This is a genomic window from Proteiniclasticum sp., from assembly GCF_003514505.1.
Lineage (GTDB): Bacteria > Bacillota > Clostridia > Clostridiales > Clostridiaceae > Proteiniclasticum.
This window is the reverse complement of sequence record NZ_DOPX01000017.1, coordinates 36,357-60,700: the sequence shown is the minus strand read 5'-3', so window position 1 is coordinate 60,700 and position 24,344 is coordinate 36,357. Positions and strand designations below refer to the sequence as shown.

Below are 24,344 nucleotides of genomic sequence, written 5' to 3'. Positions count from 1 at the left end.
ATGAGTGAAATGAGTAAGCTTCTTCAGAGTGAACTGAAGGTAGTAAATATTGGTGCAAAAACATTTATTGAAGATCTGAAGCTTCAGGAAAGAGATGTGGTCCATGTGGCCTGGAAGCCACCTGCCGGTGGAGATGTGTCTCTTATTAGAGCACTGGAAGTGCTGGAGAAGGATGAGAAGGTGAAGGAAGCCAATGAGAAGGTGGTAAACATCATGAAGGCTTCCCATGGCGTCCTCATCGATATGGCGGAAGCCATTGATGTGGTGCCTGGTATGGATGAAAACACCATCCTCCATGCAGGTCCTCCTATTTCCTGGGAGAGAATGTGCGGGCCCATGAAGGGTGCCGTCATCGGAGCTCTTATTTTTGAAGACAGGGCAAAGAATGAAGAGGAAGCGGTGAAGCTCATTGAGTCCGGCATCATCAAGTTCTCTCCTTGCAACGAACATAGTGCGGTAGGTCCCATGGCTGGCGTTCTTTCTCCTCACATGCCCGTGCATGTGGTAAAAGACATGACCCATGGCAACGTGTCCTTCTGCAGTGTCAATGAAGGTCTTGGCAAGGTGCTTCGATATGGCGCCTATGACGAGAGCGTCATCAAGAGGCTCAAGTGGATCCGCGAAGAGTTTGCGCCCATCATGAAGAAAGCTCTAGCATTAAAGGGAGACGGCGTAGACATCAAGAGCCTCATTTCCCAGGCGGTGCATATGGGAGATGAGTGCCATAACAGAAACAAGGCAGCCACCAGTCTGTTCTTCCGTGAGATCTCCTCGTACTTCTTCCTCCTGGAGGAAGACAAGAAGGCCATCGCCAGATGTGTGGAGTTCATGAAAGGCAATGACCACTACTTCCTGAATCTTTCCATGGCGGCTTGTAAGGCAGCTACAGATGCAGCCCAGCATGTGGAAGGATCCACTGTGGTCACAACCATGGCCCGTAATGGTGTGGATTTTGGCATCAGAATCAGCGGTCTTGGCAAGGAAACCTGGTTTACTGCACCTGCAGACAAAATCAAGGGACTTCTTTTCCCAGGCTTCACCGAAGACGATGCAAACCCTGACATCGGGGACAGCACCATCACAGAAACCATGGGCATCGGCGGATTTGCCATGGGCGGATCTCCTGCCATCGTGCAGTTTGTAGGTGGAACCGTGGCGGACGCCATTGCCTACAGCGAAAAGATGTACACCATCACCACATCTGAGAATACAAACTTCTCCATTCCTACGCTGGATTTCAGAGGATCTGCCATCGGCATCGATGTCCTGAAGGTCATCGCCACAGGCACTCTTCCCATCATCAATACAGGAATGGCCCATAAAGTAGCCGGTATCGGTCAGGTAGGTGCAGGTCTTGTCAGTCCGCCAATGGACTGCTTCAAGAAAGCTCTTCTGGCTCTGGCAGAAAAAAGGAGCAACGCGAATGAGTAGAATACTGATTGCCCTGGGCGGAAACGCCCTGGGAAATTCCTGGAAAGAACAGAAGGAAGCGCTGAAAGAAGCGTCCAGATCCATTTCAGATCTGATTGAAAAGGGACACGAAGTGATCATTTCCCATGGAAATGGTCCTCAGGTGGGGATGATCCATGATGCCATGGCGAAGGAAGAGATGCCTCTTACCGAGTGCACCGCCATGAGCCAAGGGTATATCGGCTATCATCTGCAGAATGCCCTAAAGACAGAGCTTTTATCTAGAGGCATTGAAAGAGAAGTGGTCTCAGTGGTCACCCAGGTGGTGGTGGATGAGAAAGATGAGGCCTTCAAGAATCCTCAGAAGCCCATCGGACGTTTCATGACCTATGAGGAGGCCAAGGCTCAGGAAGACGCCATCGGGTATCCTTTTGTGGAAGATTCAGGAAGAGGCTACCGAAGAGTGGTGCCTTCACCAAAGCCCGTGGACATTGTGGAGAAGGAGTCTGTGAAGGTGCTTCTGTCCGCAGGACACATCGTCATCTCCGTAGGAGGCGGCGGAATTCCGGTAAAGAAGACAGTAAATGGATATGAAGGACTGGAAGGGGTCATCGACAAGGACCTTTCCAGTGGAAAGCTTGCAGAGCTTTCCGATTGTGATTTCATGTTCATGCTCACTGGAGTAGACCGGGTAGCCATCAATTTTGGCAAGAAAAACCAGGAAAATCTCTCCAGCATGCATGTGGAAGAGGCCCTGCGCTATGCAGAGGAAGGACAGTTCCCACCTGGAAGCATGCTCCCTAAGGTGCTCACAGGTGTGGCCTTTGCTCAGTCTGGAAAGGACAGAAAAGCCATCATCGGTTCTCTAGAAAGAGCCAATGACGCTCTGGTTGGGAAAAGCGGCACCATCATCTACATCAGCGAGAAGTAGACCTAAAGGACATAGAAAGAAATAAAAGAAGGATTCCCTGGAGCTTTACTGAAAGCTTCCTGGGATCCTTTTTTAAGTTCAAGAAAGCAGTTTCATGCAAGTTCAAAAAGATCATATGGATGGTTCTTTGCTCCTGCTATTTTTGTTTATTCTGTTTGAGTGGGGCCTTATGAGTCTATGGAGTTTAAATCTTTAAAAATGCAAGTGTGTGGAAATTTATTCCAGCAGAATTTTAAAAGAGAATAAAAAATAGAGCAGTATTTCTGTGGTATTGGTAAATTTTTTAGTTGATGTAAACGATTAAACGTATTTATAGTATAATAGAGGTACAGTCATCCCTCTGAAGTCCTGTAAAGAGCAATTTTAGGGGGAATCAGTGGTAGGATCTTCATGTGGAGCCTTTATAGGAGATGCCTCGAAAAATCAAAAAGTACAATGCAGAAGGAAGGAGTGTTTGGGGCTGGGAGACTTCTTTTAAAGAAACCCAGCGTTTAAAGGTACAGAAGAACATGATAGAAAATATAAGCAGATGCGGTGCATCTGTTTTTTGACTTCTTCAAAGCGAAGCTGCTAAAAAATTGCTGGATCCATGGTTCGCTGCAGAAAAAAGACGTGGGACCAAGGTCCAGCGAGAATGAAACAAAAGAATAAAGAATAAAGGATGAAGAACATGAGACTCCTCAAACTTAAGATAGAAGGCCTTAAGGCCTACAAGACTCCTCTGGAGCTGGAATTTGTCGCCAGGCAAAGGGTAGTAAAAGAAAACAGTCCCCTTTATGAGCTGCTTCCCAGGGTCTATCAGAACAGCACCCTGATGTTTATTGGAGACAACACATCAGGAAAATCTCCCACCATAGAGATGATTTCCTTTGCCATGCGTATGCTGGAAGGCATGCCTCTGTCTCTTATTAGAAATGCGATGGTTCTAGATGGCGTTGGTATTGGAGAACGCTTTCATCTGGAAACATATTTTATGGGGAAATCGGAGAGGCTCTATAAGCTGGTGTCCACCATCCGAAAAGATGTGGCTTTCTTTGAAGAGGAGAGCAAGTTCATCATTGAATACGAAGCGCTCTATGAGAAGGAGCCTTCGAAGATCCGATCGAGAAAAAATCTCTTCGCCTTTGAGGCAGAGGAACCGGTCCTCACACGGAAAGGAAAGGCCGAAGAACTGCCTGTAGATGTGAGCATTGCAAAAGATATTTATAAAGAAGAGACCTGTGGAATGCTTCACCTGGATCTCATCCGCTTATCAGAAGAAGAGCTTCTTCAGAATTTTTTCTCTGTGGACAAGACTCTATTAAAGTATACAGCCCCTCAGATTGAGGAGATCCGCTTGGATGCTGTGGATGAAGTGAGGGGAGTGAAGGGAATCCAGTTGAAGTTCTATGATCTGGACCCGTTCTTTCTCAAGGAGGAGAAAGAGCTGAAAAGGTACATATCACCGGGCCTCATGAGAAGCACCGTGCTTCTCCATATGGCCTCCCAGGTGCTGAAACATGGAGGCTATCTTTTGGTAGACGGTCTGGGGAGAGAAATGTCAAGAGACAAAGCCATTGCTCTTTTACGTCTTTTTGGAAATTCTGAAGTGAACCGAAAAGGAGCGTGCCTCCTTGCCACTACATTGGATCCGGATCTTCTGGATGAGATGGAACGAAATGACGGAATCTATCTTCTCCATTACGAAGCTGGAATTGAGGTGAGAAATCTCGCGGAGCTTTTAACGAGAAATGACCTGAAGAAGAGCGACATCTATAGAAGTGGCACTCTTCCGGGTACAGCACCTCTTAAGAGTCAGTTTTATGAACTTCTTAGCCATCTGAAGAGTCAGATGTAGAGAAGACTTTGAGCTTCTGGTTTTCGAAGAAATGCTCGACGTAGAAAGGGGAGATCAGCCCTTTCTACGTCGAGCGTTTCTTTTGGCTTCTCTTTTCAATATTTGTTTTTTATGAGTTCACAGCCGTTACACAGAAGTTTCTTATACTACTATCATCAGTATGCAGTTTTTTGGGGAGACCTTTAGCATGAGGACTCTCATGGATGATTGCGTGTGAGAAAGAGGAGAGGATACTATGAAGAATAAGGCAGTACTCATTGTCAATCCTTCATCCGGAAAAGAGCAGGCGAAAGCCTATGAGGAAGAAGCGGTGAAGGAGCTTAAAAAAGTCTATGAAGAAGTGGAAGTGAAGGAAACAAAGGGAGCAGGGGATGCTGCGGGTTTTGCCAAGGAAGCTTCAAAAGAAGGAGTCTCTTTGGTGGTCTCCATGGGCGGAGACGGTACGGTCCATGAGGTTGTCAATGGTCTTTCAGACCATAAGGTGAGGCCAGCTTTAGGCATCATTCCCCTTGGCACCGTCAACGATCTGGCACGGGCTCTTAAGATCCCTCTGGATCCTGAAGAAGCCGTCAAGGTGCTTTCCGGAGGAATCAAGCGGCCCATCGATGTTGCAAAGGCTGGAGACCGGTACTTTGCCAGTGGATTTGCACTGGGCAGAGTTCCGGAGAGTATCCATCAGGTGACTCCGGATGAGAAATCAAAACTTGGACCTTTGGCGTATCTTCTGGCTGGCCTGAAAAAACTTCTGGAGAAAGAGAAGATTCAGCTGAAGATCGACAGCAGAGAAGAGGTGTTCCAAGGAGAGCTCACGGCTGTTGTGGGTTCCTTATCCGGATCTTTGGGAGGCTTTGAGGGAATTTTTCCCGAGGCGACCCTGGAGGATGGAAAGCTTCATGTACTCCTTATAGAAGACTTGAGCCTTCTCGATACGGCGAAAATTCTGCCAGATTTTCTAAAAGGAGATGTGGTGTCGTCAGATCACCTGACGTATTTTTCCACAAGAAAAATGAAGGTGGCGCCCTTAGGCGAGGAGCATTACGAGAGCGATCTGGACGGAGAAAAGGGACCTAAGGTGCCCTTTACCGTGGAGGTGCTGGAAGGGCATCTGAAAGTTCTGGTGCCGGATGTGGAGAAGAGCTAAATCATGGATGTAGAAGAGTAGTAGATTCAAGAAGGATTAAAGCAAGGGCACAAAGCAAAAGGTGTCCTTCTTTTTTTGAGGATCTCGTCAAGAAAAGAGGAACCATACCTGTGATACACTGGAAGTGTGAAAGAAGTCCGTGAAAGTGACAACTACACAACAAACATGTAGATGAGATCCGATCATAGGTCCATAAATGAAAAAGGGGAGTGGTAGTAAGTGAAACAGATCCATTGGGGCATACTGGGTTATGCAAGGATTGCGAAAAATGAGGTGATTCCAGCGCTACTGGAAGCGCCTTCTGCAAGGCTTTATGGCATAGCCTCCAGAGATGCCGAAAAACGGGAAGAGGCAAGGAGCCTTTTTCCTTTTGAGAGGGTTTATGAAACCTATGAGGAGCTTCTGGAGGATGAGCACATTCAAGCGGTGTATATTCCGCTGCCCAATGCTCTCCATAAGGAGTGGGCAGTAAAAGCCATGGAGAAAGGAAAGCATGTCCTATGTGAAAAGCCTTTGGCATTGTCAGAGAAAGAGGTGAAGGACATGACAGAGACCAGCGAAAAGTATGGTGTTCTTCTCATGGAGGCCTTCATGTACCGCTACACCCATAGAATCAGGAAGGTTCTGGAGCTTGTACAAAGTGGGGTCTTAGGAGAAATCCGTCATATCGACTCCTCGTTCCGGTTTTACCTGAACCGGCCCAATACCATCAAAATGAAGAAGGAGCTGGGGGGAGGAGCGCTGTATGATGTGGGGTGTTACCCCGTGAGCTTTGCAAATCTTCTTCTGAAAGAAGAGCCGCAGGGGATTGCAGTATCCTCCGTCATGGAAGATGGGGTAGACATTGAGACCTCGGTGCTTTTAACGTATAAAAATGGGGTCACGGCGTCTCTTCACTGCGGGTTCAATGCCTATGGGGTAAACTCCAGTGAGATCCTCGGTACAGAAGGAAGGCTGGTGATTCCCGATACCTTCCTGGAAGAAGCGGGAGACCTTACCCTTTATCATAAGAATCAGGTGGAGGATATTTCTGTACCTGGCTGTCACCGGTACACTTTGGAAGTGGAGGATTTCTCAAAGGCTGTTTTAGGGAAGTCTAGGCCTCTTATCTCCCTTTTAGAGAGTCTTCTTCAGGCTCGGGTCATGGACAGGATCCTTTGGAACATCTACAAATAAGCATTTCTACTTAGAAAATAAATCCATATAGAAAGTGTATTTTGATATTTATCAAGAAATCTTCATAGAATCAGATGATATCGGAATGAGAATCAGGAAGTTCTGAGAAACTCTGAAGATACATTTTTGGTGCAGTTTCTAAGGGGATTCTCTTGTATAATAAAACAAGAACGATAAAAAGAAGTGCATTTGGAGGATCTTGTGAGAGAATATTTGGAGAAATTTGAAGCTGGAACAAAGTATGTACGTATTGTGTCCCCGGTGACCCGGGAGCATCTGACGATGTCAAATGAAATCACAGAGGAGTATCTTGATCTTCACTGTGTGAAGTTTGTGCCGGCCAGCGGCGCTGCCACCAGAATGTTTGAGGATCTTTATCGGTATCTGGATGAGGGCAAAGAGACAGAGGCCATATCTGAGTTTTTCGAACATCTGGAAGAGTTTCCTTTTTATGAGGATCTTGAAGGAGTGCTTCAAGAGAAGTATCTACAAAAGGAGAAGGAAGAGGACCGAAAGAGAATCATAAGGCATCTTCTTTTTGAGATGAAGTATGGGGAATACCCCAAAGCCTTCATCAAGACGAACCGCTATGAGCATTTTTCATCCATGCCCATTGAAGAGCATCTCTATGAAGGAGAGAAGTATCTGAATCCTGAGAGTCTGAAGCTTCACTTCACCATCTCCCCAAACCATGAAGGACTCTTTTTGGCCTTTCGGGAAGAGGTGGCAAAGAGCGGGATGTCCGTGGAGCTGACCCATTCATTCCAGAAGCCTTCCACGGACACCGTGGCAGTGGATATGGAGAACAAGCCCTTTCTGCTGGAAAATGGAGAGCATCTTTATAGACCTGGCGGCCATGGAGCCCTCATTGAAAACCTCAACGATCTGGAGGCGGATGTGATCTTCATCAAGAACATTGACAATGTCTGTCATAGAGCTTTTCTCGGGGATACCGTCCTTTCGAAGAAGAAACTGGCTTCCATCGGATATGCGATGAAGAAAAGAATCGATGAGTATCTTGTGAAGCTCTTGGAAGATGAGGCAGATCTTCAGGAAGTTGGAGCGTTTCTTCTGAATGAGCTGCATATTTCCTATAAAGGGGAACTGACCAAAGAGAAAATAGTAGAGCTGTTACACCGGCCCCTTCGGGTCTGCGGTGTGGTGAAAAACCAGGGTGAACCTGGTGGGGGACCCTTTGTGCTCGATCAAGGGGACTACTCGGATCTTCAGATCTGTGAAAAGAGTGAAGTGGACTTTTCAAAGGAGGATCAGAGGAAGCTTTTTGAAACGTCTGAGTTTTTCAATCCTGTGGATCTGGTGTGCTTTGTGAGAGACTATAAAGGAGAGAAGTTTGATCTTCTTCAGTTTGTGAATGAGGACAGATACTTCATTGCGAATAAAAGCCATCAAGGAAAGCCCATCAAAGCTCTGGAGCACCCAGGACTCTGGAATGGGGCCATGGACAGATGGAATACCATCTTTGTGGAGGTGCCCCTTTCCACCTTCAATCCGGTAAAGAAGGTCAACGATCTTCTTTCACCTTGTCACCGGGGAGAAGCCTAGATTGTAAAAAAGATTAATTAGTGGACAGAAGAGGTGTAAGAGCAGTCTTACTTCTCCTCTGTCCTTTTCTTTTTCCCATTGTTCAAAGATTCTTCAGGAGTGTTTTCTTCCTGTTCATGCCAAGGTAAAAGATTATGCATATACTTCTTAGTAGCACCTTCTAAAGAGGTGTTTAAAAAGAATAATATTAATAAGATAGATACCAACGGAGGTACGACATGAAAAAGATCAATTGGGGAATATTAGGGTATGCATCCATTGCCAAGGACTCCGGCATTCCAGCCATACTGGATGCCAAGCATTCTCATCTGTATGCGCTGGCGACCAGGGATCAGGAAGAGTTGGAAGAGGCGAAGATGAAAGAGCCCTTTGAAAAAATCTATGGGTCTTATGAGGAGCTTCTGGAGGATAAAGACGTCCATGCAGTCTATATTCCGCTGCCCAACAGCCTTCATAAGGAGTGGACGGTGAAAGCTCTGGAGAAAGGAAAGCATGTGCTTTGTGAGAAGCCTCTGGGCCTTTCAGAGGAAGAAGTGGTGCATATGATGAAAACAGCGGAAGAACAGGATAAACTGCTCATGGAAGGATTCATGTACCGCTATACACCAAGGATACAGAAGGTGATGGAGATTGTGGACAGTTGTGTTTTAGGAGAAATCAGGCACATCGATGCCTCTTTCCGGTTCATGATGGAAGAGGATGGAGACATCCGTATGGACAAGGACCTTGGTGGGGGAGCCCTTTACGATGTGGGAAGCTACGGCGTGAACTTCCTGACACTTCTTATGAAAAAGGAACCCATCAGTATCCTGGGAACAAAGAAAGTGAGAGAAGGAGTAGATGTTCAGAGCACGGTGCTTTTTGAATATGAGGATGGGGTCACGGCGGTGATCCACAGCGGCTTCAACTCCTTTGAGAAGAATGAGGCAGAGATCATTGGTACCCAAGGAAGATTGAGGATACCAGATCCTTTCCTCTACAACGACGGAACCATCACGCTGTATGTGGAAGGAAAGAAAGAGGACATCTATGTGGAGCCTTGTGAGAAGTTCACAGAGGAGTTTGAGGACTTTTCTGTGAGCATTCTGGACGGAAAGCTTCCGCTTTTGTCTCTTTCTGAGACCCGGATGAACGCAAGGATACTAGACCGGATTTTTGCTGTAATCTAGATATTCATACTATGAAGTAGCAGAGTTTTCTAATGAAGAACTCTGCTATTTTGTGCTGTTCATTTAAATCATGATGAGTCTATGTTATCATGTGAGTAGATTTTTATGTGAAGGAGCTATTATGGGAGAGATTATTTTTTTGTTGTCAGGACTTCTTACATACCTCATCATGACTAATGAAGAGGTGAGAGATTCACTTCAGCTAAAATGGAAACATGAGTTAAGACGAGCTATAGAGTGTATATTCCTGAACATCATAGTTTTAATTGCTGTTCTTAGATTCCTGTCTGGAAACTCAGAGAGTTTTGTCAATGGAAGAATCAACCCTTCCTTCATTTCGTTAAAGTACCTAATTGTCATTATTGCTGTATCATATATGAATGGTCTTTTACTGAAATTTATAAAGAAAAGCATAAGTATCAAAATTAGTAAGGAGAGAATTATCTCAAAAGATGATGAATAAAAAAACAAAGTCAAAGGACCCGATGTTGGTAGCAGGGTATGTTGCACTGATTCTTGCAGTAGGCCTATACAGATTAGTAGAGTGGGCAAGACTGTCCTTTTCAGATTTGACCCTTGATCAGATTATCTTTCATGTAAAAGTACCCCTTGATGGTGCTGATACAACGATGGTAGGTTCCGCACTCAAATATGTTCTAACTCCCATAGGTTATCTGTTGATAATCATCTTGATTGTACATACAGTTCATAGCAGAATTCTCATCAGAAGCACGTATCGATACAATTTGATTTTCAGCTTCAAACTTACAGAGAAGTATAAAAAAGAAGTAACAATCAGGATCTTACCCTTCCGTTTAATAAAAACAGTGGCTTTATTTAGTGCTCTGGTAATATTACTTTCTTCCTTCATAACAGCGGATAAAAATTTTAACGTGTTGTCTTATGTGAAAAATCAGTATGAAGACTCTTTGTTTATTGAAGAGAATTATGTGGAACCAAGCACGAATACTACTTTTCCTAAAAAGAAGAGAAATTTAATCTATATTTATTTAGAGTCCTTAGAAAATACCTTCTCTTCGAAGAGTAAGGGGGGAGCACTGGAGACGGATCTTATCGAAGAACTTTCCGCTTTGGCACAGGAAAATATCAGTTTTTCAAATTCTGATAAACTTGGTGGATTTGAACAGGCGGTGGGAGCTGGCTGGACTATGGGAGCGATGTTTGCACAATCCACTGGCCTTCCATTAAATATTCCAATTGATGGGAATTCTATGTCAAAACATAGTGAGTTTTTCCCAGGTGTAATTTCCATGGGAGACCTATTAGAGAAAGAAGGGTATTCGAACAATCTATTGATCGGTTCCGATGCGGTTTTTGGCGGAAGAAAGAACTTCTTTGAACAGCATGGCAATTATAATATCTATGATTACAATTATGCGAAGGATAATAAACTGATTCCGGAGGACTATTTTGTTTTTTGGGGATATGAGGATCATAAACTGTTCGATATAGCGAAGATTAAACTGAGTGAACTTCATCAGCAAGAGGAGCCGTTTAATTTGACGATGCTCACTGTGGATACTCATGCTGAAGATGGGTATCTATGTGATTTATGCAGCCATACATATGATGACCAATATGCTAATGTGATATCCTGTTCATCAAAGCAGATCGCTGAGTTTATAGAATGGGTACAAAAGCAGGTTTTTTATGAAAATACGAGTATTGTTATTGTGGGAGATCATCTAACGATGGACAGTGATTTTCTGGATGATATTGACCCAGATTATCAGAGAACGATATATAATGCATTTATAAACTCAGGATTTGAGGATAAGGATATTACGAAGAAAAACAGGCAGTTCAATACCTACGATATTTTTCCAACGGTTCTAGCAACTATGAATGTGGAGATTAAGAATAACAGATTAGGATTGGGAACAAACTTATTCTCTCAGGAAGAAACATTACTAGAGAAATATGGCCGCGATATGAATCTTGAACTTGCGAAGAATTCAAAATACTACCAAGAAAACTTTATCTATGGTAACGGAACAGTAGAAAGTTCTGTGGAGTAGAGGATGCTATATTGTAAATGATGGGCAAGAATTTACAGTTTATGTTGTGGTGCTGTTAAGTTAAATTTTAACTTCTATGGTATAATTTAGAAAATAAGTGTTTCAGGGGAGGAGTCGTAATGAATAGTAAAAGAGTTCTTGTTCTTCTGGCACCAGGGTTTGAGGAGATTGAAGCGGTATCGGTCATTGATATCTTAAGAAGAGCCAAAGTTAAAGTACAGGTGGCATCCATTACTGAAAAAGAAGATGTGACAGGGTCGCATAATATCACGCTGAAAAGTGACGTTCGGTTGGAGTTCATTGACATCTATAACGACGACTACGATCTGGTGTATCTTCCAGGAGGCGTTCCCGGGGTAAATAATCTAGCAGCCAGTGAAAAGGTGCTGGATCTTCTTCGAAAATACAATGAGGATCAGGTGCTCATCGGAGCCATCTGTGCTGCACCTTGGGTACTGGAGGAAGCAGGGATTTTAAAAGGCCATGAGGCCACCTCTGCACCAACCTTTGAGGAGAAGATTCATCCAGAAAAGTATGCTCATGAAGTCTTTGTAAGGTCTGGCAACATTCTCACTTCACGAGGTGCAGGTACATCCATGGAAATGGGATTCTCACTGCTGGAAGCTTTAGGTCTAGAAGAAGATGCCATAAGACTTCGGGAAGATATGCAGTATAATTTCCTTCTGGAAAAGAAGGGAAAGTAGGAGCTTCTGGACCATTCAGGTAAAGTGATCCCATTCTCTTTGAAAGAACTGTGAATTTTAGGAATCTCTGAGTAAAATCAGGGATTCCTTTTGCATTCTCTTGGAAAGTTTGGCTATAATGAATGGTATGAATGAAAATATGAGAAAGAACAGGATAAGAGAGTATGCAAAGTAAATGGATGATGAAAAATATCAGGACAGATTATGGTGCGCTGAGTCGAGCGCTGAATCTGCCGGAAGAGATTGCCAGGTGCCTTGTGAACAGGTGCCCAGGAACTTTAGAAGAGATGAAGGCATATCTTCATCCAAGCCTTTCGGATCTTCACGATCCGGGGCTCATGAAGGATATGGACAAAGCGGTGGATCTGATTTTAACAGCTCTGGAAGAGGAGAAGAGAATCCGTCTGGTGGGAGATTTTGACATCGATGGATCCATGAGTATCTACATCGCGCTGTCAGCATTGAGAGAAGTGGATGCTCTCGTGGACTATGAGATACCAGACAGAGTAAAGGACGGCTACGGCATCAACAAGGATATGGTGGAGAAAGCAAAGGAAGAGGGAATTAATCTTCTCATTACCTTTGACAATGGCATTTCAGCCTTTGAAGCGGTGCAGCATGCCAAGGACCTGGGGATGGACATCATCGTCACTGACCATCATGACATTCCATATGTTATGGAGGGGGAAAAGAAGAGGCAAGTGCTGCCCCCAGCAGACGCTGTGGTGAATCCCAAGCAGGAAGGGTGCCCTTACCCCTATAAAGGACTCTGCGGCGCTGTAGTGGCGTTTAAACTTATCACAAAGCTTTATGAGGTCATGGGCATGGATGAGGATGTGATCGAAAGGTATCTTCCTTATGCTGCCATTGCCACGGTGGGAGACATCATGGATCTTACGGGAGAAAACAGAATCATTGTGAAGCATGGACTATCTCTTCTGAAGAACATTCAGAATGAAGGGCTGCTTGCCTTGGCGGAAGCTGCGGATCTTTCCCTGAAAGAGGTGTCCACCTACAGCATCGGCTTTGTTCTTGGCCCTTGCTTTAACGCGGCGGGCAGACTTGCCACGGCGAGGAAGAGTGTGGAGCTTCTCTTTTCTGAAGGTGAAGAAGCAAAAAGACTTGCAACAGAGCTTTATCAGCTCAATCAGAAAAGAAAGGCCATGACAGAAGAAGGCATCGTCTTAGCAGAAGATATGATCCGGACCCATGGCTACCAGGAGGACCATGTGATGGTTCTTCATCTGGAGGACGTTCATGAGAGTCTTGCTGGGATCATAGCCGGCAGGGTGAAGGAAAGATACTACAGACCAGCCATCGTTCTGACTACCACAGAGAATGGTCTGAAAGGATCTGCCAGATCCATCGAGGAGTATAATATTTTTGAAGGGCTCAGCAGTGTGAAGGAGCATCTGAAAAAATTTGGTGGACATCCCATGGCGGCAGGGCTTACTATAGAAGAAGAGCATCTCAACTCCTTGAGGGAGAGTCTTAATCGGAATTCAGAGCTGTCTGAAGAGGATCTTCTTCCGAAGGTGCGCATCGATGCCAGGCTTTCGCCTGGGAAGATCACCGAGAGCTTTGTCAATGCTCTGGACGCATTGGAGCCTTTTGGCAAGGAGAATCCGAAGCCTGTCTTTGCGGAGAAGGGGCTGACCATTTCCCAGATGTATTTTCTTGGTCAGAACAAGGACCATCTGAAATTTCTGTTCCAGTCCGAAAACTCTTTGGTGGAAGGAATCTATTTTTATGGGGTGAAGAAACTGGAGGATTACTATAGAGAAGTCCATGGCATGGAGGCTGAAAGACTGGATCTATTGCTGAAAGACAAGAAAGTGGATCTTCTATTTTATCCGGATCTCAACACCTACAACGGCATCACTAGAGTTCAGATGAAGATCCTTGATCTTCGTATTTCTTAAGTTTTTTCGAAGTGATATATTTTTACGGTATTTGATTGCAAAGTGGTATAAAGTATGCTAAATTAAATCTTGTGATTGTTATTCCGTCTTTCACGGACAGCTGGTATTCTTTCTCGTACGAAGGGAAGCGGAGCATCATACCACTGGAACCTGGCAGGAACGTGCAAAAACCTCTATCTATTGCGTGATGATTGAAGCCAAAGCAAGTAAGAGCCAGGTTCCTTTTTTGAAAATTAAAATGAATACGATAAAAGACATCCCCATCTGAATTTTATCTTCAGATGGGGATGTCTTCTTTCAATGTCTTCTTTTTCTCATTAGTTTGATGCATTGTAGGCAGCTTCTTCGTGCAGCAGATCTTCACTATAAGGGTAAGAGGTTTTGAAGTCAGCCATGACAAAGTAGCGCTTGCCCGTAGAAGAGGAGTAGTAGCAGGTCATGAGGGAAAGAATGGCGTTTCCTCTCTTCTTCGCTTCCTGATCTTCAATGATGTACACTGCAGTATCTGGTACTGTGGTCACATCATAGGCAACATACTCAAAAATGGTCTCGTTGTCTGTGAGCCGTATGATGTCTCCTTCTTTCACATCCATGAGAGAGCCAAAGAGAATATTCTTATCTTTGGAATAGTGCCCGGCGAGAGGATAGTTACCTTGCCCCATCTTCTGGTCCTTTCTCATGGTGGCAGAGCCTGCCAGGAGATTTGCATTGTTGATGCCTTTGAATATCGGGATGTTCATTTTGACGCTGGGAATCACCAGCTGTCCGATGAGAAGGTTCTTGTTGATTTTACTGGCATCCAGCAGGGTGCCTGTGACGCTGATGTCCTCTACGATGGAGAAATCAAACTCTGCTTCTTCATTCTGCTCGTTCTCTTTGATTTTCTCCGGTGTATAATCAGCAACGATTTTTACTGTATTATTGATGGTGTCCTGAATCACCAGATCTTTTATTTTAGGAGTAAAGATTAATAGCAGGCCAAAGGCGATGAGGAGAACTGCAAAAAACTTCTTCATGTGGAATCCCTCTTTCATGATTTCTTTTTCTTTTCTTTAAATAACTATAACATTGGTTGGTGGTGGGTTCAACGGAAAGAAGGTTACAATTTCTAGTTGTTCCATTATTGGAGCATGATTCAGATAAGAAGAGAAGAAAAAGAGCACTACAGAACGTTTCATTCTGTAGTGCTCATAAACTTTAATTGGATGTTTTTTCATCCAGGTAGATGTAACTGCCGATGCTTCTAACAGCGCTGTCTCTGTTGAATACATAATAGTAGATACCCTTGATGGTCTGTCCGCTGGAATAGGAATCTTCAGGGAATCTCATCTGATCAACAGTTCTAATTCCGTTGGTTACAACGCTTCCTGCAAGACTTAAGATGTCATTGGATCCCATGTTGGTTGTAATGAGTGGTAGAATCTTGCTTAAGATTCCTGGGTAGGAAGTTACAGGTTTATCGAGCATTTTTTTGATGATGGCTTCAATGACGGTTCTCTGTCTGTCTGATCTTGCAAAGTCTGAGTCAATTTTACGTATTCTGACATAAGATAGTGCTTGCTCTCCAGTGAGGGTATAGGTCCCTCCTTTGGAGATACCAGCAATCTGTGTGGCTTCTGCATTGGTTACAGTAATGCTTACACCACCTAAGGTATCAATGACCTTAGGAAGAGTAGTGAAGTTCACGGTGGCGAAATTTCTTATATCCAGATGGAAGTTTGAGTTTAGAGTCTTGAGCGCCAGTTCAGGACCTCCGAAAGCGTAAGCGTGGTTCACTTTATCCATTCCTCGATCTGGAATGTTCACATAGCTGTCTCTGATGATGGAAGACAGCTTGATTTTCTTTGAGTTTCTATCAATGGTGACGATCATGATGGCATCGCTTCTGCCACGTTTTCCTAGAGGAGCATCTACACCAAATAGAGCGATATTTGTGATTCCTTTAACTTCTTCATAGTAATAGGGAAGATCACTGCCATCATCTTCGCCTCCTGGAATCTCTATGCCTTCTTCGTATTCAAATTCGAACTCTTTGTCCCCAATACCCAGTTCGCCTTCCCCTTGAGGAATTTCTTCTTTAATTGTTGAATTCAATAGATTATGGACGTATGCATATCCGAACCCTGTTAGGAAAAGGAGTACTGCCAGTGTGATGAGAAGGGGTGTTTTTACATTTCTTTTCTTTTTCTTTGTTTTTTTATATTCTCTTCGTGTCATTTAAGTACCTCCAAGGGGCATAATAATAGTATGATTTCACTTTCCAATTATAACCTTTTTTTCAAACAATACATTACAATTTAGAGAAATTAAGAATTTTTCATGGAAAACTAAGAATTGTTAGAAATAAAAAAGTGAAAATGAATAAATATTATATAAGTTTGTTGATTCTTTCGAGTGTAGCTCCAATACCATCGTGAATTTCTGTTACATTGTAATGGTGCTCGTAAGGGGTTGCATCCTTGTTTATGATGATCATCGCTTTGTTTTTTAGACAGAATACCTCTGGGATGCTGGCAGCTGGATATACTTTTAGTGAGGTTCCTAACACAAGAAGAAGATTTGCTTCTTTAGCCATGGTAAATGCTTGATGGATCAGGGATACTTCTTCGTCATAGAGTACGATGTCTGGTTTATATATACCACCGCAGAGACAGCTGTAGCCATCTCTAAAGACTTCACGAAGTGGCTTTTTCTGATGGCAGTTTATACAGGTGCAAGTAGCCAGTGTGCCATGAAGTTCCAGTACGTTTTTACTGCCTGCTTTTTGATGAAGCATATCGATGTTCTGTGTAATAATATTAATGTTAAAAGTATCTTCCCACTTGGCGAGAATGAGGTGTCCTTTGTTGGGGGAAAACCCCGTTACATTAAGCTTTTCTTTCAGGTACTGATAGAAAAGGGAGGTGTTATGGTAGAAGAATCTTCTGGAGAGAAGTTCTTCCGGGTAGTATCCTTCATAGAGCGTGGATGCCAGCCCGTCCTTGGATCTAAAGTCCTTAAGACCAGATTCCGTGGACATGCCTGCGCCTGTAAGTACAAGTATGTTTTTAGCGTTTTTCAGCAGTTCTGCTGCAGTTAACAGTGGATTCATTTTCATCACCTTCTATTGGTATTTTACCATAGGAGAAGGAGTGGAGTTATTTTTTTCATTAAATAAAAGCCCGAAGTCACCTTCGAGCCTTGGTATTTCTTGAGTGCAGATAAATTTCATATGTTTTATTTGGAACGGAAATCAGAATTCAAAGTCATCATTTTTATGGGCATCCAGATAAGCTTTCATTTTTTTCAGTGTTTTATCTTTCAAGTATCTGGCTTTACGGTAGTCGGTGTCATAGAGCTCTGAATATCTTTTGATGCCTCCATATGGATCTTGGATAAAGTACGAAAGAACTGTTTTCTCTTCCGGGGTTAAGGTCATAAAGGCGTCTTTCACCCTGGAACTGTTTTCTTCACGGAAGAAGATGGATTCCGTATTTTCTTTGGCGACGAGTTTCTCAGCATGGGTAATCCCATCTTTATCCTCACTATCGAGACTCGTATCCTGTGGCTTTGCAAGGATCCGTCTGGCTTCGTATTTGAGTGCATTATGGATACATTTCATCAGATAGGATGGAGCAGAATCCAAATGCTTTTCATCGAGCTTTGGGATCGCCTTGATGATTGCTTCATAGGAGATTTGACATAAGTCTTCGAAATCGTGTTCTCGAAGCTTCATTCTACGGCACTGTTTAAAGATAAAGGGTTCAACGGTCTTGATGACAAATTCAATCGCCTCTCTATTTCCGTTTTTCGCTTGAATAAAAATATCGCTGTTCATTAAGTCCTCCCCAGAAATTATATCTGCATAAATTAAATATGCATTAAATACTTAATTGGCATACTCAAGATTAATTATATTATAATATAGATTGACTAAAATAATACAATTTACGGAATGAATTATGAAAACAATATTTATATTGTAATTATATAAGGATAATTGTCATAATAAATTATTTTAATTATTAATATAGTTTATTGCGAATAAGTATTGGTTATATATTTAATCAAATTGAGTTTATGAGTCATTTTTATTAGCGTTAATTGGAGTCCACATAGATTACGTAGGAGATCCGGATAAGGAGAAGAACGAGAATAGATCCAAGAACGGCGTTTAGAAATCCATACCCCAAAAAAACCAGTCCGAAGAACGTTATAATCATAGCCAGGACTGTCAGTCTATTTAATTTTTGGAAAGTTGTAGTGCCTTTCATGCTTTTATAGAGAATAAATAGTATTACAATAATAATTCCTAAAAAAAGACCCATGGATAGTAAGTTATAAATAAGTGATAACATCATACACCTCCTATTTCGAATTAATTTTAACATAATATGATAATAATCGGTATTAAACTTGAAAACATAGGTCGAAAAGAGTATTATTACATAGTGTATGAATTCAATATAAAAGCTTGGACTGCTCCAAGCTTTTGTATTGGTTTTATTTTTTAGAGAGGAAGTCTCTTGATCATAAACTTATCGAAGGTTTCTTCTACGCTGAAGTCTACTTCTGGGAACTGCTGTTTTACAAGGATTAGTGTCTCAAAGACTAAAGCATAAAGATCTTCAACAGCTTCAAATTTATTGATGGAGTACATTTCCTTAAATCTCAGTGCAACATTCACTGGCGCAATGGTCATGGCTTCTAGTTCAGGATACATCCATTTGTAACCTCCAGCATAGGTTTTGTTGATGGCAGAAAGGATGTTAAAGAGTTTTCTCTGAATGGCAACCATCTGGGCATAGTACTCAGTAGGGTTATCTCTTTGAATGTAGAGTTCAATGTTTCCATTGTGAAGTTTCACAAGATTATCAAATATGACATTGATGGCCAGTTCCCTGGGGTAGTTATCTGTCTTTTCTTTCCAGGCGTTAAGGATATCTTCGCCGAAAAGAGGATATGCATAGGTGATGGTGTCAAGGAATCCTAAAGTCTGATAATCAGCCAAATGGAACTCCCAGGCGTCTTCAATCATATTGTCATAATAATCAACAGTATTGTGAAGGATATCAATCTGGATGTCTTTCAGAATGAGATTGTCTTCATTCTGATCATCGTCAATGGGGAAAATGAGATCTGCTTTAATCGAGTCCACCAGCTTTTGCCTGGTATCAACATCTGGAAATACATCCCAGAAGCAAAGGAGTTCAAGATCAGAGAAAGCATCTGCTTGTCCTCTGGAAACTGATCCACCTACGGCCATGGCAACGAGTTCCGGACCTTCAAATTCGACGTTTCTCAAATTTTCTCGAATTTCATGGGCCAGGATGACTCTCGGATTGTTTAAATCAATTTTCATGTGATCCACTCCTTTGTTAGATTGATTCATAACTTTCTGTTATCTCTTCTTAATAATAACAGAAAATTGTAAAAAAAAGAATGGATGTGCTTATATTCACGAAAACTTAAATATAAGATAGAAGAACACAGGAGTGTCGAGTTTCTACAAAATTATTACAATGTAATCAAATAGTATAAGAGAGATGATTATGATAAAATTAAAATGTTGGAGATTTGAAGTTATAATGATTCCTCTCAAAAAAATTCATGTTTACTTAGGAGTTTTAATATGAAGTATTATAGTGTATTAGGGATAAAAAGGTTATTTGATATAGTTTTTTCGTTTATATCAATTATAATTTTGACTCCAATATTCTTTCTTATTGCAATTCTTATAAGGGTTGACGGGAAAGAAAAAATACTTTTTAGGCAGCAACGTTTAGGGTTGCATAGTAAGCCTTTCAATATTCTAAAGTTTAGAACCATGAAAGTGGATGCCCCAAATATTGCCGCTAAAGATATTGATAATGATGCTTATGTTACACGAGTTGGTAAGGTGCTTAGACGCACTAGTTTAGATGAGTTGCCACAATTATTCAATATTTTAGTTGGTCAAATGTCATTTGTAGGGCCAAGACCGCTGATTCCAAATGAAGGAGAAATCAACAGTTTAAGAAGTCAGGCTGGTGTGGATGAGATTCGCCCGGGGTTAACGGGATGGGCTCAAGTTGTAGCTAGAGATACATGCGATGATCTAGAGAAATTGAGTTTGGACGTATTTTATAAAGAAAATGAATCATTTTTACTTGATTTGAAAATTATATTAAGGACTTTTACCTCGTTAAGGGGCAAATAGAGATTGAGGGGTATGAATTTGAAGATTCTTGTAGTTGGACAAGTGTTTTATCCAGACAGTTTCAGAATAAATGATATCGTTAAAGAACTGGCAGTGAATAATGATGTTATGATGATTACTGGACTTCCAGATTATGATAAGGGATATATTCCTAAAGAGTATCGATTTTTCAAGAAAAGAAAAGATAAGTATCATAATGCTCGAGTTATTAGGGTTCCGATGATATCAAGAAGATCGGGAGCACTCTTTAGAAGTCTCAATTATGTTTCGTTTATGATCACTTCATCAGTGTATGCATTTTTTTTAAAAGAGAAGTTCGATGTAGTGTTCTGCTATCAGACTTCACCAATTACGATGTTTGTACCTGGTTTGGTTTATGCTAAGAAGAATAAAGTAAAATCAGTACTGTATTCTACTGATTTATGGCCTGAGTCTGTAAAGGCTATGAATATTGATGAATCTTCAAGAGTATTTCCAATCCTTAGTAATATAAGCAAAAAAATCTATAATAAGGCAGATCAGGTGATTGTATCTTCTCCCTCTTTTATTGAATATTTAAAAAGTGTCCATGATTTGGATAGTAGGAGTATTGAGTATCTGCCTCAGTATACTGATGAATGTAAAGAGATTGTGGAAGTTAAAAAGAGTAACTTTGACAAAGATAAAATTGTTTTTACTTTTGCTGGGAATATAGGTCGAGTGCAAGATGTTGATGTAATCATACGTGCTGCAGAAATTCTTAAAAATAAAAACTATAACTTTAAGGTTAAGATTGTGGGTTCTGGATCTGATTTACCATCAGTAATGAAACTTTCGGAAGAGTTAAACGTTGATGATTATGTTGAGTTCACAGGTCGGAAAAGCCACGAAGAGATGGATGAAATTTATGATGATACTGATGTGTGTATTTTAACTTTAAAAGACGTAGGCTATATTGGTAAGACGATACCTAGTAAACTCCAGACATATTTTGCAAAGTCAAAACCTGTTGTAGCAGCTACATCCGGTGATAGTAAATTTGTGATTCAAGAAAGTGGAGCTGGGGTTTGTGTGGAAAGTGGAGATGTTGAGGGGTTAGCTAACTCTATGAAGCTATATATTATAAATCCAGGTTTGATAAACAAACACGGGCAAGATGCAAAAGTATATTATGATGAGCATTTTTCCAGAGAGATTTTTTTTGGTAGACTCAATAAATATTTGGAGGCATAGTTATGTTTAAAGGTAAGACACTGCTTATAACAGGAGGAACGGGTTCATTTGGTAATGCTGTGATGAAGAGGTTTCTTCATACAGATGTAAAAGAAATCAGGATCTTTTCTCGTGATGAAAAAAAACAAGATGATATGAGGAAACTTTATAAAAATGATAAGTTGAAGTTCTATATTGGTGATGTTAGAGATCTTGCAAGTGTAAAAAATGCTATGTATGGCGTTGATTATGTATTTCATGCAGCTGCACTAAAACAAGTACCTTCATGCGAGTTCTTTCCTCTTGAGGCAGTTAAAACTAATGTCATAGGAACGGACAATGTTTTAACTGGAGCAATTGAGATGGGAATAAGAAAAGTGATATGTTTATCTACAGATAAAGCTGCATATCCCATTAATGCAATGGGGATATCAAAAGCGATGATGGAAAAAGTTTTCGTAGCGAAATCTAAAACAGTGGATCCTTCTAAAACATTGATTTGTGGTACCCGGTATGGGAATGTAATGGCTTCGAGAGGTTCCGTTATTCCTCTATTTGTAGAACAGATAAAGAGTGGCCAGCCGTTAACCGTAACAGATCCCAATATGACAAGATTCCTGATGAGCCTTGAAGAAGCAGTAGAGCTAGTTGTATTTGCATTTGAAAATGCTGATGCTGGTGATATTATGGTTCAGAAATCTCCAGCGTCTACAATTAGAGACTTAGCTCAAGCGGTAAAGGAACTGTTTAATGCACAAAACGAGATTAGAATTATTGGGACAAGACATGGAGAAAAGTTATACGAAACTTTACTAACGAAGGAAGAACATGTTGGTGCTATAGATATGGGTGGTTTTTATAGAGTTCCTGCAGATAAACGTGATTTAAACTATGACAAATATTTCGTAGAAGGGAATGAGGATTTACAGCTTGTAGAAGACTATAACTCTCATAACACCGAAAGATTGAACATTGAACAGATAAAAGAAAAGCTTTTGCAATTAGACTATATCCAAGATGAACTGAAAAGCTGGGAGGGTCATTTATGAAGATACTAGTACTCGGAGGTACAGGTATGGCTGGCCACATGATATCTTTATATTTTAAAGATGCAGGTCATGATGTGACTGCTTTCAGCAGAACAAAAGTTTCTTTTTGTAAAAATATCAATGGTGATATCAAAGATTTTAAAAGCCTAAATCATATCATCTCCGAAGGTCAGTATGATGCCGTTATTAATGCAATTGGAGTTCTTAATCAAGACGCTGAGGATCATAAATCTAATGCAGTACTTCTAAATAGTTATCTTCCTCACTTTTTGAGTGAAATAACAAAGGATATGAAAACTATAATTGTTCATATGAGCACAGATTGTGTTTTCTCAGGGAAATCTGGAAGTTATTTGGAAAGTTCACTTCGTGATGGTGAAACCTTTTATGATAGGTCTAAGGCGTTGGGGGAACTTGAAAATAGTAAGGACCTAACCTTTAGAAATTCAATAATCGGACCTGATATGAATGTGAATGGGATTGGACTGTTCAACTGGTTTATGAAGCAGAATACGCCCGTCAGCGGATTTACAAAAGCGATTTGGACAGGAGTAACCACTCTAACCTTAGCGAAAGCTATGGAACAAGCGCTGAAAGAAAATTTAACGGGGCTATATAATCTCGTGAACAATGAGACGATTAGCAAGTATGAATTAATTGGCCTTTTCAATAAGCATATGAGAGATTCTAAGCTCGAAATACTTCCAAGCGAAAAAGTCATTATTGATAAGTCACTGATAAATACCCGTAAGGATTTTTCTTTTCATGTGCCGAGTTATGAAATCATGGTAGCTGAGATGAAAGAGTGGATAGTATCTCATAGAGAGTTATATCCACACTATTTTAACTAGGAGGATCATAATGAAGAAACTCAAACTAATGACCATTGTAGGGACACGTCCTGAAATAATAAAATTATCTGAAGTTATAAAAAAGTGTGATCAGTATTTTAATCATGTTTTGGTTCATACTGGTCAAAATTATGATTATGAACTGAATCAAGTGTTTTTTGATGAGTTAGGAATTAGAAAGCCAGACTTTTACTTGAATGTTGTTGGGAATCATCTTGGTGAGACAATGGGAAATGTCCTAGCGAAATCATATGATATTCTAGTACAGGAAAAGCCTGATGCCCTTCTAGTTTTAGGGGATACAAATTCTTGTTTAAGTGTTATATCAGCTAAAAGACTTAAGATTCCGATATTCCATATGGAAGCTGGTAATAGATGTTTTGATGAGAATTTACCTGAGGAGATAAATAGAAGAATTGTCGATCATACCAGTGATGTTAATTTATGTTATACAGAACATGCTCGGAATTACTTGAATTGGGAAGGAGTTCCTAAAGAACGTACTTATGTTGTTGGATCACCAATGGCTGAAGTGCTTAAGAGTAACATGAGGAACATTGAAGCTAGTAGAGTTTTAGAAACTCTGTCACTTGAGAAAGGAAAATACATATTGTTGTCTGCTCATCGTGAAGAGAATATTGACAATGAAGAAAATTTTATGGCTTTGATGAATGCAGTAAATGCAATGGCAGAGAGTTATAACTTGCCTGTAATTTATAGCACTCACCCACGAAGCAAAAGATTTATAGAACAAAGAGGATTCAAATTTCATCCTAATGTTAGAACTCTTCAACCGTTTGGGTTTGCTGACTATAATCATCTGCAACAGCACTCTTTTTGTGTTGTATCAGATAGTGGAACCATAGCAGAAGAGGCATCGTACTTTAAGTTTCCAGCTGTTTCAATTAGAACAAGTACAGAACGACCAGAAGCACTAGACAAAGGTAATGTGGTAATTGGAAGCATAACGACTGAGCAAGTGCTTCAAGCTGTAGATATTGCTGTAGAAATGAATGAACTTGGTGATATAGGAGTAGATGTACCGAACTATACCGATGATAATGTCAGCGTTAAGGTGGTAAAATTGATCCAAAGCTATACTGGAATAGTAAATAAGATGGTATGGCGAAAATAGATGAGAGAACTAAAAAATGCCATTCAATTTTTGCGATGATTTAGTTTA

General features: G+C 41.2%; 22 protein-coding genes. 16 read left to right on the top strand and 6 right to left on the bottom strand.

Annotated features, from left to right (window positions below; all coding sequences use genetic code 11):
* The 11 genes from DEF30_RS06020 to recJ all read left to right on the top strand — a co-directional run bounded on the left by DEF30_RS06020 (window position 1) and on the right by recJ (window position 13,892).
* Window positions 1–1,431, top strand: a complete 1,431-nt coding sequence (locus DEF30_RS06020; RefSeq protein ID WP_294097413.1) for a DUF1116 domain-containing protein — start codon at window positions 1–3, stop codon at window positions 1,429–1,431.
* Window positions 1,424–2,341 carry a carbamate kinase gene (gene arcC, locus DEF30_RS06015; RefSeq protein ID WP_294097412.1) on the top strand — a complete coding sequence of 306 codons (918 nt, stop codon included), beginning with the start codon at window positions 1,424–1,426 and terminating at the stop codon, window positions 2,339–2,341. Before DEF30_RS06020 ends, arcC begins: the two co-directional genes overlap by 8 nt.
* Before the next feature lie 661 nt (window positions 2,342–3,002).
* Window positions 3,003–4,178 (top strand): hypothetical protein, encoded by a 1,176-nt coding sequence (locus DEF30_RS06010; RefSeq protein WP_294097411.1) that lies wholly within the window; start codon window positions 3,003–3,005, stop codon window positions 4,176–4,178.
* A 235-nt stretch (window positions 4,179–4,413) separates the two neighbouring features.
* A complete protein-coding gene (locus DEF30_RS06005; RefSeq protein WP_294097410.1) occupies window positions 4,414–5,319 on the top strand; it encodes a diacylglycerol kinase family protein in 906 nt (301 codons plus the stop codon).
* Window positions 5,320–5,538: 219 nt separating this feature from the next.
* Entirely contained in the window at window positions 5,539–6,495 is a 957-nt protein-coding gene (locus DEF30_RS06000) for a Gfo/Idh/MocA family oxidoreductase (RefSeq protein WP_294097409.1), read from the top strand.
* 201 nt (window positions 6,496–6,696) lie between these two features.
* On the top strand, window positions 6,697–8,058 hold the full coding sequence (locus tag DEF30_RS05995) for a DUF4301 family protein (RefSeq protein WP_294097408.1): 1,362 nt from the start codon (window positions 6,697–6,699) through the stop codon (window positions 8,056–8,058).
* A 218-nt stretch (window positions 8,059–8,276) separates the two neighbouring features.
* On the top strand, window positions 8,277–9,227 hold the full coding sequence (locus tag DEF30_RS05990) for a Gfo/Idh/MocA family oxidoreductase (protein WP_294097407.1): 951 nt from the start codon (window positions 8,277–8,279) through the stop codon (window positions 9,225–9,227).
* Window positions 9,228–9,348: 121 nt separating this feature from the next.
* Window positions 9,349–9,690 (top strand): hypothetical protein, encoded by a 342-nt coding sequence (locus DEF30_RS05985; protein WP_294097406.1) that lies wholly within the window; start codon window positions 9,349–9,351, stop codon window positions 9,688–9,690.
* Window positions 9,680–11,266 carry a sulfatase-like hydrolase/transferase gene (locus DEF30_RS05980; RefSeq protein WP_294097405.1) on the top strand — a complete coding sequence of 529 codons (1,587 nt, stop codon included), beginning with the start codon at window positions 9,680–9,682 and terminating at the stop codon, window positions 11,264–11,266. Before DEF30_RS05985 ends, DEF30_RS05980 begins: the two co-directional genes overlap by 11 nt.
* 119 nt (window positions 11,267–11,385) lie before the next feature.
* Window positions 11,386–11,970, top strand: a complete 585-nt coding sequence (locus DEF30_RS05975; RefSeq protein WP_294097404.1) for a DJ-1 family glyoxalase III — start codon at window positions 11,386–11,388, stop codon at window positions 11,968–11,970.
* A 164-nt stretch (window positions 11,971–12,134) separates the two neighbouring features.
* The gene (gene recJ / locus DEF30_RS05970) at window positions 12,135–13,892 is read left to right on the top strand and encodes a single-stranded-DNA-specific exonuclease RecJ (protein ID WP_294097403.1); all 1,758 of its coding nucleotides are present in this window, start codon (window positions 12,135–12,137) and stop codon (window positions 13,890–13,892) included.
* A 317-nt stretch (window positions 13,893–14,209) separates the two neighbouring features.
* On the opposite strand, the gene DEF30_RS05965 is transcribed toward recJ, so the two are convergent.
* The 6 genes from DEF30_RS05965 to DEF30_RS05940 all read right to left on the bottom strand — a co-directional run bounded on the left by DEF30_RS05965 (window position 14,210) and on the right by DEF30_RS05940 (window position 19,233).
* Window positions 14,210–14,908, bottom strand: a complete 699-nt coding sequence (locus DEF30_RS05965; protein WP_294097402.1) for a class A sortase — start codon at window positions 14,906–14,908, stop codon at window positions 14,210–14,212.
* Window positions 14,909–15,089: 181 nt separating this feature from the next.
* Window positions 15,090–16,109, bottom strand: a complete 1,020-nt coding sequence (locus DEF30_RS05960) for an LCP family protein (RefSeq protein ID WP_294097401.1) — start codon at window positions 16,107–16,109, stop codon at window positions 15,090–15,092.
* A gap of 151 nt (window positions 16,110–16,260) precedes the next feature.
* The gene (locus DEF30_RS05955) at window positions 16,261–16,983 is read right to left on the bottom strand and encodes an NAD-dependent protein deacylase (protein ID WP_294097400.1); all 723 of its coding nucleotides are present in this window, start codon (window positions 16,981–16,983) and stop codon (window positions 16,261–16,263) included.
* Window positions 16,984–17,124: 141 nt separating this feature from the next.
* Window positions 17,125–17,709 (bottom strand): sigma-70 family RNA polymerase sigma factor, encoded by a 585-nt coding sequence (locus DEF30_RS05950; RefSeq protein ID WP_294097399.1) that lies wholly within the window; start codon window positions 17,707–17,709, stop codon window positions 17,125–17,127.
* 262 nt (window positions 17,710–17,971) lie between these two features.
* Window positions 17,972–18,232, bottom strand: coding sequence for a hypothetical protein (locus tag DEF30_RS05945; RefSeq protein WP_294097398.1), 261 nt, complete (start codon window positions 18,230–18,232; stop codon window positions 17,972–17,974).
* A gap of 149 nt (window positions 18,233–18,381) precedes the next feature.
* A complete protein-coding gene (locus DEF30_RS05940; protein ID WP_294097397.1) occupies window positions 18,382–19,233 on the bottom strand; it encodes a DUF4037 domain-containing protein in 852 nt (283 codons plus the stop codon).
* Window positions 19,234–19,503: 270 nt separating this feature from the next.
* Here DEF30_RS05940 and DEF30_RS05935 point away from each other — a divergent pair, with 270 nt between their 5' ends.
* From DEF30_RS05935 to wecB, 5 genes are read left to right on the top strand one after another with little or no spacing between them, the layout of a single operon-like run.
* Window positions 19,504–20,070 carry a sugar transferase gene (locus DEF30_RS05935; RefSeq protein WP_294097396.1) on the top strand — a complete coding sequence of 189 codons (567 nt, stop codon included), beginning with the start codon at window positions 19,504–19,506 and terminating at the stop codon, window positions 20,068–20,070.
* 18 nt (window positions 20,071–20,088) lie between these two features.
* Window positions 20,089–21,282, top strand: a complete 1,194-nt coding sequence (locus DEF30_RS05930) for a glycosyltransferase family 4 protein (protein WP_294097395.1) — start codon at window positions 20,089–20,091, stop codon at window positions 21,280–21,282.
* A gap of 2 nt (window positions 21,283–21,284) precedes the next feature.
* Window positions 21,285–22,310: a polysaccharide biosynthesis protein gene (locus DEF30_RS05925; protein ID WP_294097394.1), complete on the top strand. Its 1,026-nt coding sequence runs from the start codon at window positions 21,285–21,287 to the stop codon at window positions 22,308–22,310.
* A complete protein-coding gene (locus tag DEF30_RS05920; RefSeq protein WP_294097393.1) occupies window positions 22,307–23,161 on the top strand; it encodes an SDR family oxidoreductase in 855 nt (284 codons plus the stop codon). Before DEF30_RS05925 ends, DEF30_RS05920 begins: the two co-directional genes overlap by 4 nt.
* Window positions 23,162–23,171: 10 nt before the next feature.
* A complete protein-coding gene (gene wecB / locus DEF30_RS05915) occupies window positions 23,172–24,296 on the top strand; it encodes a UDP-N-acetylglucosamine 2-epimerase (non-hydrolyzing) (RefSeq protein WP_294097392.1) in 1,125 nt (374 codons plus the stop codon).
* Window positions 24,297–24,344: the final 48 nt, after the last annotated feature.

Excerpts from the sequence above, each read along its gene's own strand:
- DEF30_RS05950 (WP_294097399.1), bottom strand. The coding sequence starts at position 17,709 with ATGAACAGCGATATTTTTATTCAAGCGAAAAACGGAAATAGAGAGGCG.
- DEF30_RS05990 (WP_294097407.1), top strand. The coding sequence starts at position 8,277 with ATGAAAAAGATCAATTGGGGAATATTAGGGTATGCATCCATTGCCAAG.
- DEF30_RS05975 (WP_294097404.1), top strand. The coding sequence starts at position 11,386 with ATGAATAGTAAAAGAGTTCTTGTTCTTCTGGCACCAGGGTTTGAGGAG.
- DEF30_RS06010 (WP_294097411.1), top strand. The coding sequence starts at position 3,003 with ATGAAGAACATGAGACTCCTCAAACTTAAGATAGAAGGCCTTAAGGCC.
- DEF30_RS05935 (WP_294097396.1), top strand. The coding sequence starts at position 19,504 with ATGAAGTATTATAGTGTATTAGGGATAAAAAGGTTATTTGATATAGTT.
- DEF30_RS05965 (WP_294097402.1), bottom strand. The coding sequence starts at position 14,908 with ATGAAGAAGTTTTTTGCAGTTCTCCTCATCGCCTTTGGCCTGCTATTA.
- DEF30_RS05920 (WP_294097393.1), top strand. The coding sequence starts at position 22,307 with ATGAAGATACTAGTACTCGGAGGTACAGGTATGGCTGGCCACATGATA.
- DEF30_RS05945 (WP_294097398.1), bottom strand. The coding sequence starts at position 18,232 with ATGATGTTATCACTTATTTATAACTTACTATCCATGGGTCTTTTTTTA.
- DEF30_RS05985 (WP_294097406.1), top strand. The coding sequence starts at position 9,349 with ATGGGAGAGATTATTTTTTTGTTGTCAGGACTTCTTACATACCTCATC.
- DEF30_RS05940 (WP_294097397.1), bottom strand. The coding sequence starts at position 19,233 with ATGAAAATTGATTTAAACAATCCGAGAGTCATCCTGGCCCATGAAATT.
- DEF30_RS05960 (WP_294097401.1), bottom strand. The coding sequence starts at position 16,109 with ATGACACGAAGAGAATATAAAAAAACAAAGAAAAAGAAAAGAAATGTA.
- DEF30_RS05955 (WP_294097400.1), bottom strand. The coding sequence starts at position 16,983 with ATGAATCCACTGTTAACTGCAGCAGAACTGCTGAAAAACGCTAAAAAC.
- arcC (WP_294097412.1), top strand. The coding sequence starts at position 1,424 with ATGAGTAGAATACTGATTGCCCTGGGCGGAAACGCCCTGGGAAATTCC.
- recJ (WP_294097403.1), top strand. The coding sequence starts at position 12,135 with ATGCAAAGTAAATGGATGATGAAAAATATCAGGACAGATTATGGTGCG.
- DEF30_RS06005 (WP_294097410.1), top strand. The coding sequence starts at position 4,414 with ATGAAGAATAAGGCAGTACTCATTGTCAATCCTTCATCCGGAAAAGAG.
- DEF30_RS05980 (WP_294097405.1), top strand. The coding sequence starts at position 9,680 with ATGATGAATAAAAAAACAAAGTCAAAGGACCCGATGTTGGTAGCAGGG.
- DEF30_RS05925 (WP_294097394.1), top strand. The coding sequence starts at position 21,285 with ATGTTTAAAGGTAAGACACTGCTTATAACAGGAGGAACGGGTTCATTT.
- wecB (WP_294097392.1), top strand. The coding sequence starts at position 23,172 with ATGAAGAAACTCAAACTAATGACCATTGTAGGGACACGTCCTGAAATA.
- DEF30_RS06020 (WP_294097413.1), top strand. The coding sequence starts at position 1 with ATGAGTGAAATGAGTAAGCTTCTTCAGAGTGAACTGAAGGTAGTAAAT.